11 protein-coding genes are annotated in these 14,919 nt (G+C 60.2%); 4 read left to right on the top strand and 7 right to left on the bottom strand.

The genetic code is table 11. The annotated features are described in order from the left end of the window. Positions 1-21 precede the first annotated feature (21 nt). Positions 22-1,149 (top strand): DUF6268 family outer membrane beta-barrel protein, encoded by a 1,128-nt coding sequence (locus tag ABIB60_RS04675; RefSeq protein ID WP_354578048.1) that lies wholly within the window; start codon positions 22-24, stop codon positions 1,147-1,149. An 87-nt stretch (positions 1,150-1,236) separates the two neighbouring features. On the opposite strand, the gene ABIB60_RS04670 is transcribed toward ABIB60_RS04675, so the two are convergent. Next, positions 1,237-2,313 carry an NAD(P)-dependent alcohol dehydrogenase gene (locus ABIB60_RS04670; RefSeq protein WP_354578046.1) on the bottom strand — a complete coding sequence of 359 codons (1,077 nt, stop codon included), beginning with the start codon at positions 2,311-2,313 and terminating at the stop codon, positions 1,237-1,239. Positions 2,314-2,669: 356 nt separating this feature from the next. Between ABIB60_RS04670 and ABIB60_RS04665 the strand changes: the two genes are divergently transcribed. Next, positions 2,670-3,236 carry a transposase gene (locus tag ABIB60_RS04665; protein WP_354578045.1) on the top strand — a complete coding sequence of 189 codons (567 nt, stop codon included), beginning with the start codon at positions 2,670-2,672 and terminating at the stop codon, positions 3,234-3,236. A gap of 241 nt (positions 3,237-3,477) precedes the next feature. Here ABIB60_RS04665 and ABIB60_RS04660 read toward each other — a convergent pair whose 3' ends face one another. Continuing rightward, positions 3,478-6,240, bottom strand: coding sequence for a class I SAM-dependent DNA methyltransferase (locus tag ABIB60_RS04660; protein WP_354578044.1), 2,763 nt, complete (start codon positions 6,238-6,240; stop codon positions 3,478-3,480). 339 nt (positions 6,241-6,579) lie between these two features. Further along, positions 6,580-6,912 carry an ASCH/PUA domain-containing protein gene (locus tag ABIB60_RS04655; protein WP_354578043.1) on the bottom strand — a complete coding sequence of 111 codons (333 nt, stop codon included), beginning with the start codon at positions 6,910-6,912 and terminating at the stop codon, positions 6,580-6,582. 710 nt (positions 6,913-7,622) lie between these two features. Here ABIB60_RS04655 and ABIB60_RS04650 point away from each other — a divergent pair. After that, positions 7,623-8,042 (top strand): hypothetical protein, encoded by a 420-nt coding sequence (locus tag ABIB60_RS04650; protein WP_354578042.1) that lies wholly within the window; start codon positions 7,623-7,625, stop codon positions 8,040-8,042. A 6-nt stretch (positions 8,043-8,048) separates the two neighbouring features. Further along, the gene (locus ABIB60_RS04645) at positions 8,049-8,393 is read left to right on the top strand and encodes a carboxypeptidase regulatory-like domain-containing protein (protein ID WP_354578041.1); all 345 of its coding nucleotides are present in this window, start codon (positions 8,049-8,051) and stop codon (positions 8,391-8,393) included. Between the two features lie 162 nt (positions 8,394-8,555). Here ABIB60_RS04645 and ppk1 read toward each other — a convergent pair whose 3' ends face one another. From ppk1 to ABIB60_RS04625, 4 genes are all read right to left on the bottom strand, one after another. Beyond that, positions 8,556-10,673: a polyphosphate kinase 1 gene (ppk1, locus tag ABIB60_RS04640; RefSeq protein WP_354578039.1), complete on the bottom strand. Its 2,118-nt coding sequence runs from the start codon at positions 10,671-10,673 to the stop codon at positions 8,556-8,558. Between the two features lie 145 nt (positions 10,674-10,818). Further along, positions 10,819-11,310, bottom strand: coding sequence for a SixA phosphatase family protein (locus ABIB60_RS04635; RefSeq protein ID WP_354578038.1), 492 nt, complete (start codon positions 11,308-11,310; stop codon positions 10,819-10,821). 186 nt (positions 11,311-11,496) lie between these two features. Next, on the bottom strand, positions 11,497-13,212 hold the full coding sequence (locus ABIB60_RS04630) for a GEVED domain-containing protein (protein WP_354578037.1): 1,716 nt from the start codon (positions 13,210-13,212) through the stop codon (positions 11,497-11,499). 241 nt (positions 13,213-13,453) lie between these two features. After that, positions 13,454-14,728: a M43 family zinc metalloprotease gene (locus ABIB60_RS04625; protein ID WP_354578035.1), complete on the bottom strand. Its 1,275-nt coding sequence runs from the start codon at positions 14,726-14,728 to the stop codon at positions 13,454-13,456. Positions 14,729-14,919: the final 191 nt, after the last annotated feature.

Below are 14,919 nucleotides of genomic sequence, written 5' to 3'. Positions count from 1 at the left end.
GCTCTCCTCTCATCCTTCCGTATGCCCCCATTTTCGACGCTGATTGGGCGTGTTGTTCGTCCGCTTGCTGCTGCCGTGTGCGTATTGGCGGCCGGGGCGGCGCAGGCGCAGGTAACGCCCTCCACGCCGCCCGTGTACCCGCCGCCCGCCCCGCCCGCCTCCGATACCACCACCGCCGACCAGGTAGGCCGCGACCAGGAGTTTGCCACGCCTTCCGTTATTGGCATGGGGCCCAGCAAGGGGCTGATTTTCCACTATGAGCGCATGCCCCGCTTCAACGTGGCCTCCGATGGGCAAGCCGTAGGGTTGCAGGATTATAAGTCGCAGGCCGAGAAGAACGCCCGGCTGGTGATTAAAGGCTACATCCCGTTCTGGAACCGGCCCCACCTGAAAATGCTGCTCGGCATCAACTACGAGCGGGAGGAGTTCAAATTCCGGCAGTATCCCACCGGCTACGAGCTGTACGATAACATTGAGGACAAAGGCCTCAAAACCCTGGGGGCGCAGCTGGCCATTATTCGGCCGGTGAATGCCGTGAACTGGTACATCTTCCGCCTGAAAGGAGAGCTGAGCGGCGACTACACCTCCCAGGGCGTGAACGTGGCCGATTACCTACGGGTATCCTCCGAGTTCCTGTACGGCTGGAAGCGCAGCCCCACCTTTTCCTGGGGCGTGGGTCTGCAGCTGGGCTACACCTTCGGGCGGCAAAGCATCTATCCGGCCGTGCTCTATAACCGCACCTTCAACGACCGGTGGGGCATTGAGGCCATCTTCCCGGCCCGCGTAACGGCCCGCTACAACGCCTCACCTAAGTCGTTGTTCTTTGCCGGCTACTCCGTGGATGGCTTCAACTACATCATCAAGCTACGGCAGCCCCTGCGCCGCGCCGATAACATTGCCCTGCGCACCCTGGAGTTGCGCGAAACCGAAGTGAAGTTCCGGGGCCGTTGGGAGCGGGAAATCTATGATTTTCTCTGGTTCGGGCTGGAAGGCGGCTACCGCTACAACTACGCCTTCGATGCCTTTGACCGCACCAACAACGACCGTACAAAAATCATCGACTCCAAGCTGGCCGGAGCCCCCTACGCTTCGGTGGAGCTGTTCATTGTGCCCCCGCGCAAGTTCCTGAAGAAAACGGTGAACAAGTAGCGGAAGCCACCCCCCATAACTGCCCGACTACCAAAAAGCCCCCGGTGCGTGTTGCAGCGGGGGCTTTTTGGTTGAGCCCTGCTCGGGCTACTCTTCCTTCAGCGAAGCCATGTCGATGACGTAGCGGAAGCGTACCTGCTCGTCTTTCAGCTTGTCGAAGGCCTTATTGATATCCTGCATCCGAATCATTTCTACCTCGGGCAGAATGTTGTGCTCGGCGCAGAAATCCAGCACCTCCTGGGTTTCTTGGATGCCCCCGATGAGGGAGCCGGCAATGGAGCGGCGGTGCAGGGCCACCTCCATGTTATTGAGCGCCTTTTTGTACTCGCCCAGCAGGCCCACCGTCACCAGTGCCCCGTCGCGGCGCAGCAGGGGCACGTAGTCGTTCAGCTCGAAGGCATCGGGGATGGTGACCAGGATGAAATCAAGGCTGAGGGCGTGGGCTTCCAGCTGCTTGGCGTCGGTGGTGAGCACTACATGGCTGGCCCCTAGCTGCACGGCTTCGGCCTGCTTGTCTTTGTTGGTGGTTAGCACGGTTACCTCGGCACCCAGGGCTTTAGCCAGCTTCACGGCCATGTGGCCCAGCCCGCCCAGGCCGGCAATACCCACTTTGCTACCTTCTTTCACCCCCCAATGCTTAAGGGGCGAATAGGTGGTAATGCCCGCGCACAGAATGGGTGCCACGGCTTTCACATCCAGGTTTTCGGGGATGCGCAGCACGAAGCCTTCCTTTACTACAATGGTGGTAGAGTAGCCGCCGTAGGTGTTGAAGCCGCTGCCGTCGGCTTTCATGTAGCCGTTGTAGGTGGCCGTGAAGCTCACGGGGCCTTCGCAGTAGTTTTCCTCGTGGTGCTGGCAAGGCTCGCAGCTGCCGCAGGAGTCAATCATGCAGCCCACGCCCACCAGGTCGCCTACCTTAAACTTGCTCACGGCCGCGCCGGCCCGCACTACGCGGCCCACCACCTCGTGGCCCGGCACGCAGGGGTAGAGGGTGTTGCCCCAGTCGTTTTTTACCTGGTGCAAATCGGAGTGGCAGACGCCACAATACAACACGTCAATCTGAACTTCATCCTCGGCGGGCGCTTTGCGCTCAATGTCCATTTCCGAGAGGCCATTGAAGAAGGAGCCCTTCGCGCCGTAGCCTTTGGCTTTAATCGTTTCCATGCAGGTGGGGTTGGTTGTGAAGTTGGGATAGTGCTTCCCAGTACGCGCCCCTTAACGGAGGTGTTGTTGTACCTACATACAAAGTATTGGCATTGCCCCGGCCCCACGCGGCCCGGCCAAGCGGTCCGGTCCGGCGGGCGGCAGCCCGTCGGGCCGGTTGTCGTCCGGGCCATTCGCGCCACGTGGGGCCGGGCGGGTATCAGCTACTTTCAACCGGCCCGACGGGCTGCCGCCCGCCGGACCGGACCGTGCGGGGAGGCGTGCGGGTGTCAGCTACCTTCAACCGGCCCGACGGGCTGCCGCCCGCCGGGCCGGGGCACTGTTGCGCTTACGGTAGCGGGTAAGTATCTTCCTCAATGCCTATAATCTATCCGGAGCAGCTATACCATATCTACAACCGGGGCAACAACCGGCAGCCGGTCTTTTTCACGCCGGAGCACTACTTGTTTTTCCTGCGCAAAATCCGCGCGCAGGTACTGCCACACGGCCATATCTTGGCCTATTGCCTGATGCCGAATCATTTTCACTTTCTGGTCATGGCTTCCGCCAACCCGGCGGCGCAGCATCCGTTGCTGCCAGCGTTTGGGCGGGTGCTGGGCACTTACGCGCAGGCCATCAACCGGCAAATGCAGCGCACCGGCTCCCTGTTTCAGGCCAAAACCAAAGCCCGCCTGCTACCGCTGTACGATGCCGACTACCCACGCACCTGCTTTCATTACCTGCACCAAAACCCCGTGCGGGCCGGCCTCGTGCCTCATCTGCACGACTGGCCGTACAGCTCCTACCGCGACTATGCCGGCTACCGCTCCGGCACGCTCTGCCAACAGGCCCTGGCCCACCTCTACCTGGATTTGCCCCCCACGCATACCGGCTTCCAGGCTGAGTCAGAGGGAATGATACCCGCCCACTATATTCTGCGCTAACGCCTGATCCGGTCCGGCGGGCGGCAGCCCGTCGGGCCGGTTGTCGTCCGGGCCATTCGCGCCACATGGGGCCGGGCAGGTATCAGCTACTTTCAACCGGCCCGACGGGCTGCGCCCGCCGGACCGGAACGGCCGCAACGTTGGCCGCACGGGCGTTCTGGTTGCCTGAAAAGACGAACGAGTTCGGGTCCGACCCGAACTCGTTCGTGGTTGCGGCTGGCTGGTCAGCCAGCGCGGGAAACTAGGCGTCGGACTTGCGCGGGCGTTTGGGGGTGGGGGGCGGGGGCAGCAGGGGCGCTTGCAGCTGCCGGTACTGCTCGAAGAGGAACTCCAGGCGGCTCAGCTCGGTGGGGAAGGCGGCGGGGCGGTAGCACAGGTCCACGGCCCTATCGAGCTGCTGGTGGGCTTTCACCAGGGCGGGGGGCATGGTGAGCGGGTCGTAGAGGGTGGCCAGGCTTTCCTGGGGGAACTGGGCCCGGGCCGCCAGCACCTGCTGCGCCGCCGCTTCCACCGCCGCCACCTGCTTCGCGCTGGGCGACGCCGGGAAGGGGAAGTTGTTGTAGACGAGGGTGGCCGAATATCGGAAGTCGCTCTTGATGCGCCCGCAGATTTGCCGCATCCAAGCCATATGCATTTCCGAAGTCATCACGCCGAACAAATAGGGCGTAGCATTTGGGATACTCATGCAAGAATCACCGAGAATGACATCTGGAGTAAAGAAGCCAAAGGGTACGTAACGGCGGTTTTCTGACGAGTGTCGGGGAATAAGTAGGTAGTTGTTTTTAGGCTGGCGTGTTTGGCCGAAAAGAGTCGGGTATTGGGCCATCCGTACTGTGTCAGCTTTGGAGCTATCAAGACGAAATAATCTTACCTGATTAACTCGTTGCGACACAAACGGTAAATCTTTAAGAACTGATGGGGAAATTCCTTCAAGCCATAAACTCCAACGGTTCTGGTTTCGCAGAAATTCTTGCGCCCCTAGAAATGGCTTGATGTAATCTTTCGCTTTTGGCTCATTCAGTAACAACTCATCCTTTTCAACATCATTCAAAAAGAAGAAGCCACCATCAACAGGCTTATTTCCATTGACCATTTCCGGGACGTGGCTTAACGGTTTGGTGCGTCCTAAAATAAGTGTGTTATCGGCTTCAATCAAGTAAGAGTTGATGCGCGAAACTTCTCTGCGCATAGGCTCAGCCCGTGGTGTGCTGTAATCATAAATGAAGTGCTTCGGGCTATCCTCTGGTCCAAATCCGATGATTACGCAATACACTTGCGCGTTGCCTCGCGCTTCATTATTCCATTTGAATGTGCGGTGAGCAAAATGAATTTTGACTTGCTGATTCGTGAACAATTCATTCCATAGAATGCCTACTTGTTCACCTTGAACAATTGAGTTAGTGCTTACCAATGCTGCCCGTATACTGGTGCCATTCATATACTGGGCAGCTTTGTAAAACCAAGCCGAAGCGAAGTCTAGCAGACCAGCGCCGTTTACCCCCTTAAACAGTGTCGCCATTTCAGCCTTCTGCTGTTTAGTCTGTAAGTGGTAACCAATGAACGGTGGGTTGCCGAGAATGTAGCTGAGCTGGTGTTTGGGGGCGACGGTTTCCCAGTCGGTGGTGAGGGCGTTGCCGTGCACGATGCGGGCGGTGCGGGTGAGGGGCAGACGCAGGTAGAGGTTGCCGAAGGCTTCGGAGAGGCGCAGGTTGAGCTGGTGATCCATGAGCCACATGGCCACCTCGGCAATGCGGGCCGGAAATTCTTCCACCTCAATGCCGTAGGCCTGGTCTACCTGCACGCGGGCGTAGAGGGCCAGATCCACCGTCTGGCCGGTGGCGCGGCGGTCCTGAAACAGGCGCTCCAGAATTTCCTGCTCCAGCAGGCGCAGCTCGCGGTAGGTCACCACCAGGAAGTTGCCGCAGCCGCAGCTGGGGTCCAGGAAGCGGAGCTGCTCCAGGCGGCGGTGCAGGGCATCGAGGCGGGGGCGGTTCTGGCCGGCCTGGGTTAGCTCCTGGCGCAGCTCATCCAGAAACAGGCCCTGAATCACCTTCAGAATGTTGGCCTCGGAGGTGTAGTGCGCCCCCAGGTTGCGCCGCTTCACCGGGTCCGTAACCGACTGAAACAACGACCCGAAAATGGCCGGCGAAATCCGCGACCAGTCAAAGTACGTGCACCGGATCAGCTGCTCGCGCAGGCCCGCATCGAAGGCCGGAAACGGGAAGAACTCCGTGAACAGGGAGCCATTCACGTAGGGCAGCTGCTGCAAGTGGGCGGGCAGCTGGCGCTGGCGCTCCTGGGGCGGCTGGTCGAGGATGGAAAAGAACTGGGCCAGCTGGGCCCCCACGTCGGAGCCATCGGGGCGGGTGTGGGCCTCCAGGAACTCGCGGAAGGCGTCCTTCTCGAAGATGGCCGTATCCTCGGCAAACAGGCAGAACAGGATGCGCACCAGCAGCACTTCCAGCTTGTGGCCGTGGTAGCCGCCGCGCAGCAGGGCATCGTGCAGCTCGCCCATCAGCTCGGCCGCCTTGATGTTGGCGGGGTCCTCGGCCTGGTACTGGCGCTTCTGGTAGCCCGTCAGAAACGAGAACAAATGCAGGTGCTGGTGCAGCTCCTCCAGCCCGAAATCAAAGCTGGTGCCCTCGTCGAGGTCATACAGCCGGAAGCGGGCGAAGTCGGATACCAGAATGTATTTGGGCAGCTCGTGGTCTTTGAGGCCGGGGAAGTAGTCTTTGGCCTGCTGCACGGCCTTATCCAGGTCCTTGCCCCGGCTTTTGTGCTCCACCAGCAGGGTGCCCTTCCAGAGCAAGTCAATAAAGCCCTGCTGGCCCGAGAGCTTCTTCACGGGCTCCTCGAAGGTGGCCACCCGGCGGCGGTTCACGCCGAACACGTTGAAAAAATCACCCCAGAAGGCTTTGGCTTCGGCGTGCTCCCGGGTTTCGCCCTGCCACTCCTGGGCAAAGCGAATGGCGCGGTCTTTTACTTCGGATAAGGAAAGCGGCATAGGATAGTGGGTTGGGAGGCGGAAGATAGTGGTTCGGGGCGGTAGGGGGCGTTTGGCGGGCGGTTTGCTCCGGTCTGGCGGGCGCAGCCCGTCGGGCCGGTTGTCGTTCGGGCCGTGCGCGCCGTCCGGGTATCGTGCGGGTGTCGTCCGCTGACCATACGCGCTAGGTGGGTATCGTGCGTCCTCGTGCGGGTGTCAGCTTGCGTCAACCGGCCCGACGGGCTGCGCCCGCCGGACCGGGCCGTTCAATGGCCCGGTTTCCAGGCCCGCCATCGGGCGCAAAAAAGCCCCGGCCGGGGAGGGCAGGGGCAGAAAAGGCCGGAGAAGCGGGCGGCGCGGCTACCAGAGGCGGGTATCGTGCACGCCGGCGGGCAACGGCGGGTGCTCGGAGAAGCCCAGCACGCACCAGCCCGGCTCAATGCCGAAGGTGCCGCCGGGCAGCAGGTAGCTGACCCAGCGTTCCAGGGTGCGGCCGGTGTGCCGCTCACTTTCGGGCTCGTACTCGCAGAGCAGCAGGGCGTCGCCTACCTGAAAGTTCCGGTCGTTGAGGCGCACATCAAAGGGCTTGGTACCCGCCTCCACGGCCGCGTAGCACGTGGGCCAGATTTTGAGCTCGTGAGGGTGAGCAACGGTAGGAGGCGTAAAGGCCGAGGAAGCAATGGTATGTAGCATGGGAAGGAAAGCCAAGGTGAAACAACGGGAGGCACAGGCAAAACCATGCCGTATTATCCTGAATATACGAGAAACGGAAGAATAAACAAGCAATACAGGCGGATGGTTCGGTGGCAGCTTCAAGAGCGTGGGAAGACTTTATCAACTGTCCTGCCTGGAACGTCATGCAGAGCCGGAGGCGAAGCAGCTCGCGGGCTGACGTTGCCAAACTATTCAGACGTCAGCCCGCGAGCTGCTTCGCCTCCGGCTCAAGGCGCCACATGCTCTGCATGACGTTCTCCCTACGCGACTCTCCACACAGCCTAGTGGCAAAAGTAGACGGGCCTTATTACGGCCCGATTAGCCAGCCATGATGGCCGCATTACCTCTACTGCCCAGAAGCAAACACTCAGGCCTGTACAGCCGGCTCTACGGACGGCATAGGGAAGCACAATGGCGGCTCATCATTGCTGAAGGAGGGCAACTGGCCCGGTTGCGGTGGTCCAACGGCCAGACATGGGTATACGCTTTTACCGAGCCATCATACTGCCTGGGCAATGGCTCTGGCCGGGCGTGCTGGAAAACTACCCGGTGCGCCGGAGGGACGGTCCTGCTCAATTAGGGCACACACGGCTCGGCATTGATGATGATTTGATAACCTGTAGCTGGGCGTGCGGCCTTGTACTTTTGCGCCCGGGAGCCTCCATTTCCGGCTACCCACTCCGCACTGCATGAAAGCTGCCAAGAAACTCCTGCTGGATGAGCTGACCACCGCCCTGACTCCTCACCTGCAACTGCCCCAGGGTAGCAAGTTGCCCAAGGGCATCAGCAAAACCGTGCAGCACCTCACCGACCAGATTCTGCGGCAGCGAGCCAAGCAGGAAGCGCGCACCGTTGCGCCGGCCAAGGCGGCCCGCCAACTTCTCACCGAGCAGCTGGCCGGCCTGCTGGATGCTCACCTCTACGACTCGCCGGAGCAGGAGCGAGAAGAGCCCGTGACCAAAGCCATCAGCAAAACCGCCGGGCAGCTGGCCGAAAAGGTAACCAAGCTGCGTAAGCTGGCCGCCCCCGAAGCCGTGGTACCCGAACCAGCCAAGCCGGAAAAGGTGCGCCGTACCCGCGCCCCTCGCGCCGCTAAGTCGCAGGCCTGACTACCCGTGGCAAGCAAGCAGTATAGTTGGCTGATTGCGGGGTTGCTGCTGGCATCCTCAGCCCAGGCCCAAACCCCGGAGCCGGGCGTTCTGTACACCGGCCGGGTGCAAAACCCGCTGGCGACGCCGCTGGCCGGAGCCTCAGTGCTGGTGAAAGGCACGGCCGTAGCCACCACTACCAACTCCGAGGGCGTATTCCGGTTCAGGGGGCCAGCCGGGCCGCAGGTGTTGGTGGTCAGCTACCCCCGCCACCTCACCGTGCAGCTCCCCGTATCCTCCCCCGATTCGGTGGTGATTACGCTGCACTCCACCCAACCGCGTACCACCACTCCGCGCCGCCGCCCGCAGTAGCTGTTTTATCATCCCCTGGCCGGCCCGGCGGTGCAGCCCACCGGGCCGGTTGCCGCCAACTGACACCCACCGGGCCACAGGCGGCGCGGCTGCCCCAAACGACAACCGGCCCGACGGGCTGCGCCCGCCGGACCGGCGTGGTAGGGGTGTGGCGGAACCCGGTTAGCTTTTGGGCGCGGCGGGCTTGCGCGGGCGGGCAGCGGGCTTCTTGCCCAGACTTTTAAGGTAGGCGTAGGTGTCGAACTGGGAACGGATGCGGCCCTGTTCGGCGGCTTCTTCCTGGCCCAGGAAGTTGTTCTGCCAGTCGCGGGCCTTCACGTTGTCCTGGCGCTGCAAATCCAGCAGGTGGCGCACTTCGGCCTTCAAATCGGGCTGCAGAATGGGGAAGGCCACCTCCACGCGGCGGTCCAGGTTGCGGGCCATCCAGTCGGAGGACGCCACGTACACCTTCTCTTCGCCTCCGTTGCCGAACACGTACACCCGGGCGTGTTCCAAAAACCGGTCGACCATGCCGCGCTGAGTGATGTTGCTGCTCTGGCCCGCCAAGTCGGGTATCAGGCAGGAAATACCCCGAATGAGCAACTCAACCCGCACGCCGGCCTCACTGGCCTCGTACAGTTTCAGAATCATGCGTTCATCCTGCAGGGCGTTCAGCTTGAGAATGATGTAGGCCTCCTCGCCCCGCTTGGCCCGCTCCATTTCCCCGTCGATGAGGGCGTTGAGCTTCTCGCGCAGCTCAAAAGGGGCCACCAGCAGGTGCTGAAACAGGCCGGCCTTGTCCTGGCGGTCGTGGAAGTAGCGGAACACCTCGGCCACTTCCCGCGTGATGTCGGGGTTGGCGGTGAACAGGCCGTGGTCAGCGTAAATCTCGCTGGTTTTTTCGTTGAAGTTGCCGGTGCTCAAGTAGGCGTACAGCTGGTTGTGGCCTTCCTCGGCCCGCGTAATCAGCAGCAGCTTGCTGTGCACCTTCAGCTCGGGAATGCCAAAAATGACGTTGGCGCCGGCCTTCTGCAGCTTCTCCGCCCAGAACATGTTGCTTTCCTCATCGAAGCGGGCTTTCAGCTCTACCACCACCGTTACCTGCTTGCCGTTCTTCACGGCTTTTAGCAGGGCTTTGGCTACTTCACTCTTGCCCGCCACCCGGTACAGCGTCATGCTGATGCCGCTTACCTGCGGGTCTTTGGCGGCCTCGGTGAGCAGGCGGGTTACGTAGTCGAAGGACTGATAGGGCGGATGTAGCAGATGGTCGCGCTGGGCAATGGCGGGCAGCATGGGGCCGGTGCGGGGCAGCGTGGGCTGGGGCAGCGGGGCCATGGGCGCATATTGCAGGCGGGCCAGCCCAAAATCGGGGAAGCCGAAGAAGTCGCGGAAGTTGTGGTAGCGGCTGCCTTCCACTAGCTCCTCCTTGCCAATGCCGGTTTTCTGCATAATGGCCCGCAGCACCTCTTTGGGCATGGCGGGGTCATACAGCAAGCGGGCCGGGAAGCCGGTTTCGCGCTTCTGCAGGCTGCTCTTGATTTTGGCCAGCAGGTTGCCCGATACTTCCTCCTGAATATCCAGCTCGGCGTCGCGGGAGAGTTTAATGGCGTGTACCTGCACCTTCTGGTACTTAGGAAACAGCTCCTGGGCGCAGCACCGAATCACGTCGTCCAGGAACATCACGTAGTGCTCCTCGCCCACGTCGGGCAGGCGCACAAAGCGGCCGCCGTGGCGCTTGGTGGGCAGCTCCATAGCCACTATCCGCTCGGCATCGTGCTTTTTGCGGTTCTCGGGCTGGCTGAGGAAGAACGTCAGGTACACGCTCTGGTCGCGCAGGAACAGGTGGTGCAGGTTTTCATCCAGGATAATGGGCGAGAGTAAATCCTGCACATTCTCGCGGAAGTACTGCTGCACCCACTGGTGTTGTTCCTCCGTGAGGTCGTGCTCCGAAATCAGGTGGATGTGCTCCTGGCGCAGACCCGGCAGTATCTGGTTCCGAAACGTGTCGCCAAACTCCTGCTGCTGCCGGCCCACTTCCTGCAACAGGTCGTGGAGCTGCTCGGCGGGGTCTTCGCCCAACTTGGCCCGGGTTTTCTTCTTGAGCTTTACCAAGCGGCGCAGCGTAGCCACCCGCACCTTGAAGTACTCATCCAGGTTGCTGCTGAAAATGGCCAGAAACTTAATGCGCTCCAGCAGGGGCACCTCGGGGTTCTGGGCTTCCTGGAGCACGCGGCGGTTAAACGTCAGCCAGCTTAGCTCGCGGTTCAGCAGCCGGGGCTGCGCCTGTTTGGTTTCGGACATAGCGGGTTGGGGACTTAGGGACTTGGGGACTTGGTTTTTGGCTGCTGGTTGCCAGCCACGATTCGCTGGCTATGAGTTGTCAGAACTGAGAGCTGAAAACCGACAATTGACAACGATAAACCAGCACCCAAAAACCAGGAACTGCCTATTGATTTTTGGGTTTGTCGAAGAAGTAGTATTCCGCGTTGGCACGGTCTACCCGGGCCCACTGGTCGGTGCTGAATTTCAGGCACACAATGGCGGCCGTGGGCATATCGGGGATGCTGCTGGGGGAAAGCAGGTTGGCAAACTCAGTGAGCGTATTGTTATGCCCCACCAGCAGCACCGATTCGGCCTCGTCCGGCAACTCTCGTACCACAGTCAGCAAATCGGGCACGGTGGCTTCATAAATTGCCTCTATCACCTCTATTTTATCGGCGGGATATTCCAGCTCGTGGGCTACCAAAGCCGCTGTGCTCATGGCCCGCACGGCCGGGGAGCTCACCAGCAAATCCAGGCGGATACTGCGCTTGGCCAACGCCTCGCCCATTACGGGGGCATCGTCGCGGCCCCGGTCGTTGAGGGGGCGCTGCTTGTCGCTCAACTCATCAAAGCTCCAGCTGGATTTAGCGTGGCGCATCAGATACAAGGTTTTCATAGGCAGAGAAGCAAAACAGTAGGCAGGCCTCTTTACTAAGGCCTGGGGAAAAGGTTTTACCGGAGTGAAAATCCGCTTACCCCGGCAACCAGGCACCTGGCAAGCTCAACCACAACCGGCTAAAAAAAGCCCCTTCTCCGGGTAGGAAAAGGGGCTTTCAGGTACTACAGAAAGAGTGCCCGGAGGTTATTCTTTCACGAAGCGCTGGTGCGTAACCTGCTGCCCATCAGCAATGCGCAGGGTGTATACGCCTTTGGCCAAGCTACCCACATTCAGCAGGTTGCCATCAAAGCGTACCTGTTTCATTTGGGCGCCGCGCACATCGTACACCGTTACCGAAACCGACTCGTGGTTGATGGAAGCGGGTACTTCAATGTTCAGCACGTCGGTGGCGGGGTTGGGGTAGATGCGGTACCCCGCCGACTCGGCCGTGGCCAAGCCCTGACGAGCCGTGCCGCCCGAAATGGTGATGCTGTAATCTTCGGTTTCGCCGTAGCTATAGCTGTTGCAGCTAGTGGTGGCCGAGGCGTCGCTCATTACTACGCGCAGGCGGGTTTTGCCGCTCTTGGCCGTAGTGGGCACCGTGAAGGTGCTGGTGAGGGTGCTGGCCGACGCGCTGCTGCGGCTGGCTACCAGCTCACCCGAGTCGGCGAAGTCACCATCCTGGTTGTAGTCGATGTAGATTTTCCAGTACTCGGTGTAGGCCGTAGAAGCGTAACCGGCCGAGTAGCTGATAGTCTGCGACGAACCAGCCGTTACCGTGGTGCCCAGGGCCGTACCGTCGTAATAGCCCGCGTTAGCGCCCGAGGTGCGGCTGATGGAACCGAGCTGCACAAAGTCAACCCACTCATACGATGCATTGCTGCCTTTGCTGGCGCAGTAGGTAGGCGTGGTGGGCGTAGGGGTAGTGCCGCCGGGAGCCGTGCCGCCGGTAGAGGTAGTGAGGCCCACGCGGGCACCACCGGTGGCAAACAGGGCGTTCATGCGCGAGGACTGCCCGTTGGAGAACATGTACATGCAGGCATCATCCGTGTAGTCCATGTAGTTCATGAACATATCACCGTAGCTGCCGTTGCCGGTGCAGGAACTCGTTTTGGGGTAAGAAGGGCAGCCGTAGTTCTGGCCGGCCTGGGTAGGCGTGTCGCTCACTAGGTCACTGCCGCAGTTGGCATCACCCCAGATGTGGCGCAGGTTCAGCCAGTGGCCTACCTCGTGCGTGCCCGTCCGGCCCAGGTTAAACGGAGCCGAGGCGGAACCGCCCCGCCCGAAAGCCGAGGTCAGAATTACTACGCCATCGGTAGCGGCTGTGCCGCCGGGAAACTGCGCGTAGCCCAGTACCCCACCCGAAAGGTTACACACCCACAGGTTCAGGTATTTGGCCGAGTTCCAGGCATCCAGGCCGCCAGTGCTGGCCTTCTTCATGGAATCGTCGGTACCCCAGCTGGTTTTCGTGGTGGATTTACGCTCGATACCGGTGGTAGCGGCTCCGGTTGGAGTCTGCTTGGCCAGTACAAACTGAATACCCACGTTGGCCACCGAACCGGCAAAACCCGCAGGAGTCTTGCTTACATCGGAGTTGAGTTTGTTGAAATCCTCGTTCAGTACCGTAAGCTGAGACTGAATTTGAGCATCCGAGATATTCTGGGCCGTGGTGTTGTAGAGCACGTGTACCACTACCGGGATGGTAATTACGGCCGTGGTGCGCTGGGCCACGGGATTAGCCATGAAGCTCTGCGTCTGATTTTCGATGGACGCCAGGCGCTGGGCCAGTGCCGGGTCGGCGGCTAGCTGCTGAGCCAGGTTTTCCATAGTAGAGCACTGCCGCGTCAGTTGAGCCTGCGCTGAAATTGAGGTGCCCAGGCTCAGGCCCGCAAGGGCCAGGGAGTACAAAGTTTTTCTCATATGCTGTGTGTGGTTGTGGATGGTAGGAAATGAGTGAACGAAAGGTACTGGAGGTGTGTGGTGGTTGTGGGAAAGGGAACGTGAAGGCCAAATTATTGAAAATAATTAAATTAATACCCGATAAGCAAAATGATACTTTAAAAAACGGCGCTTTAATTGCGAATTTGTTAGTAAAGTAGAAAAGCAAAACTCCCCGACCTGCTTATCAGGTCGGGGAGTTTGAAGGAAGATAGGAAGCAAATTATTGCTTCTGGAAACGCTGGTGCTGCACGTTCACGCCGTCCGTCAGGACAACCTGATAGAAGCCGGTGGGCAGGGCCGATACGTCCAGGGTACCGCTGGCCGAAGTGCGGGTCTGCTTCATTTCGAAACCACGCAGGTCGTATACCTTGGCCGTCCAGTTGCTGGCCGGGGTATCCATGGCCGTGCGGATGTTCAGCTGGTCGGTGGCGGGGTTGGGGTACAGCGTCAGGCTGGTGGCTGCAGTGGTGAGGGGAGCAGTAGCACCGTTGGAAGTAGCCAGGCCCACGCGGGCACCGCCGGTGGCAAACAGGGCGTTCATGCGCGAGGACTGCCCGTTGGAGAACATGTACATGCAGGCATCATCCGTGTAGTCCATGTAGTTCATGAACATGTCGCCGTTGGGCCCGTTGGAGCAGGTTACTTTGGGGAAGGTGGGGCAACCATAGTTGCTGGTCTGCTGGGTAGGCGTGTCGCTTACCAGGTCGTTGCCGCAGCTGGCATCACCCCAGATGTGACGCAGGTTCAGGTAATGGCCCACTTCGTGCGTGGCCGTGCGGCCTTTGTTATAAGGAGCTGCCGAGCCGCCAGGCAAAGAGGAGTACAGCACTACTACGCCATCGGTAGTGGTTGAGCCGCCGGGAAACTGCGCGTAGCCCAGCAAACCCTGACCCAGGTTACACACCCAAATGTTCAGGTACTTGGTAGCATCCCAGGCATCGTCGCCGCCGCGCTTGGAGTTCTTTACCGCGTCGTTGCTGCTCCAGGAAGTTACTTTGGTGGCTTTATGGATGATGCCGTTGGTGGTGCCGCCGGTGGGCGTGCGCTTGGCCAAAGCAAATTGCACGTTGGTATTGGCTGCCAAGCCGGCAAATGCTGCCGGAATCAGCGAGGCATCGGTGTTGGTTTTGGCGAAGTCCTGGTTCAGAACGTCAATCTGGGCCTGTACTTGGGCGTCGCTCACATTCTCGGTGCTGGTGCGGTATAGTACGTGCACAACTACCGGAATAGTAACGGCGGCCGTGGTGCGCATAGCTACGGGATTGGCTGCGTAACGAGCCGTTTGGGCCTCAATGGCCGACAGGCGCTGGGCCAATCCTGGGTTAGCGGCCAGTTGGGCATCCAGCACTTCCATAGCAGCGCAGCCCCGGTTGGCTACTTTCGTGGGGAGCTGGCCGTTGGCGGGAAGAATAGCGCGCTGGCCGGTTTGAGCAGAAGCCGAAACGGAAGCCAGGCAAGCCAAACCGAGGGAGAGGGAGTAAAAGGTTTTTTTCATGTACGCAGTGGTTGTGTGATATTTTGAATGAGTGAGAGGTGAAAGATATGTTTTTTTGAGAACTTTTCAATAAAACACGGCATCATCTACGAATGTCGAACTAAGGAGTTGGGCCTGGGAGAAGAAAAGGCACAAAAAAAGTCTGGCCACGGCCAGACTTCTCTCTCACTCAGTGCTGTAGCCCCAGACGA

The organism is Hymenobacter sp. UYP22 (assembly GCF_040547285.1).
Lineage (GTDB): Bacteria > Bacteroidota > Bacteroidia > Cytophagales > Hymenobacteraceae > Hymenobacter.
Note: the sequence above shows the minus strand (reverse complement) of the source record. Positions and strands in the feature narration are given on the sequence as shown.

Bases quoted from the DNA above. Each gene is read 5' to 3' on its own strand.
- ppk1 (WP_354578039.1), bottom strand. From the start codon at position 10,673: ATGTCCGAAACCAAACAGGCGCAGCCCCGGCTGCTGAACCGCGAGCTA.
- ABIB60_RS04630 (WP_354578037.1), bottom strand. From the start codon at position 13,212: ATGAGAAAAACTTTGTACTCCCTGGCCCTTGCGGGCCTGAGCCTGGGC.
- ABIB60_RS04670 (WP_354578046.1), bottom strand. From the start codon at position 2,313: ATGGAAACGATTAAAGCCAAAGGCTACGGCGCGAAGGGCTCCTTCTTC.
- ABIB60_RS04660 (WP_354578044.1), bottom strand. From the start codon at position 6,240: ATGCCGCTTTCCTTATCCGAAGTAAAAGACCGCGCCATTCGCTTTGCC.
- ABIB60_RS04650 (WP_354578042.1), top strand. From the start codon at position 7,623: ATGAAAGCTGCCAAGAAACTCCTGCTGGATGAGCTGACCACCGCCCTG.
- ABIB60_RS04655 (WP_354578043.1), bottom strand. From the start codon at position 6,912: ATGCTACATACCATTGCTTCCTCGGCCTTTACGCCTCCTACCGTTGCT.
- ABIB60_RS04625 (WP_354578035.1), bottom strand. From the start codon at position 14,728: ATGAAAAAAACCTTTTACTCCCTCTCCCTCGGTTTGGCTTGCCTGGCT.
- ABIB60_RS04635 (WP_354578038.1), bottom strand. From the start codon at position 11,310: ATGAAAACCTTGTATCTGATGCGCCACGCTAAATCCAGCTGGAGCTTT.
- ABIB60_RS04665 (WP_354578045.1), top strand. From the start codon at position 2,670: ATGCCTATAATCTATCCGGAGCAGCTATACCATATCTACAACCGGGGC.
- ABIB60_RS04675 (WP_354578048.1), top strand. From the start codon at position 22: ATGCCCCCATTTTCGACGCTGATTGGGCGTGTTGTTCGTCCGCTTGCT.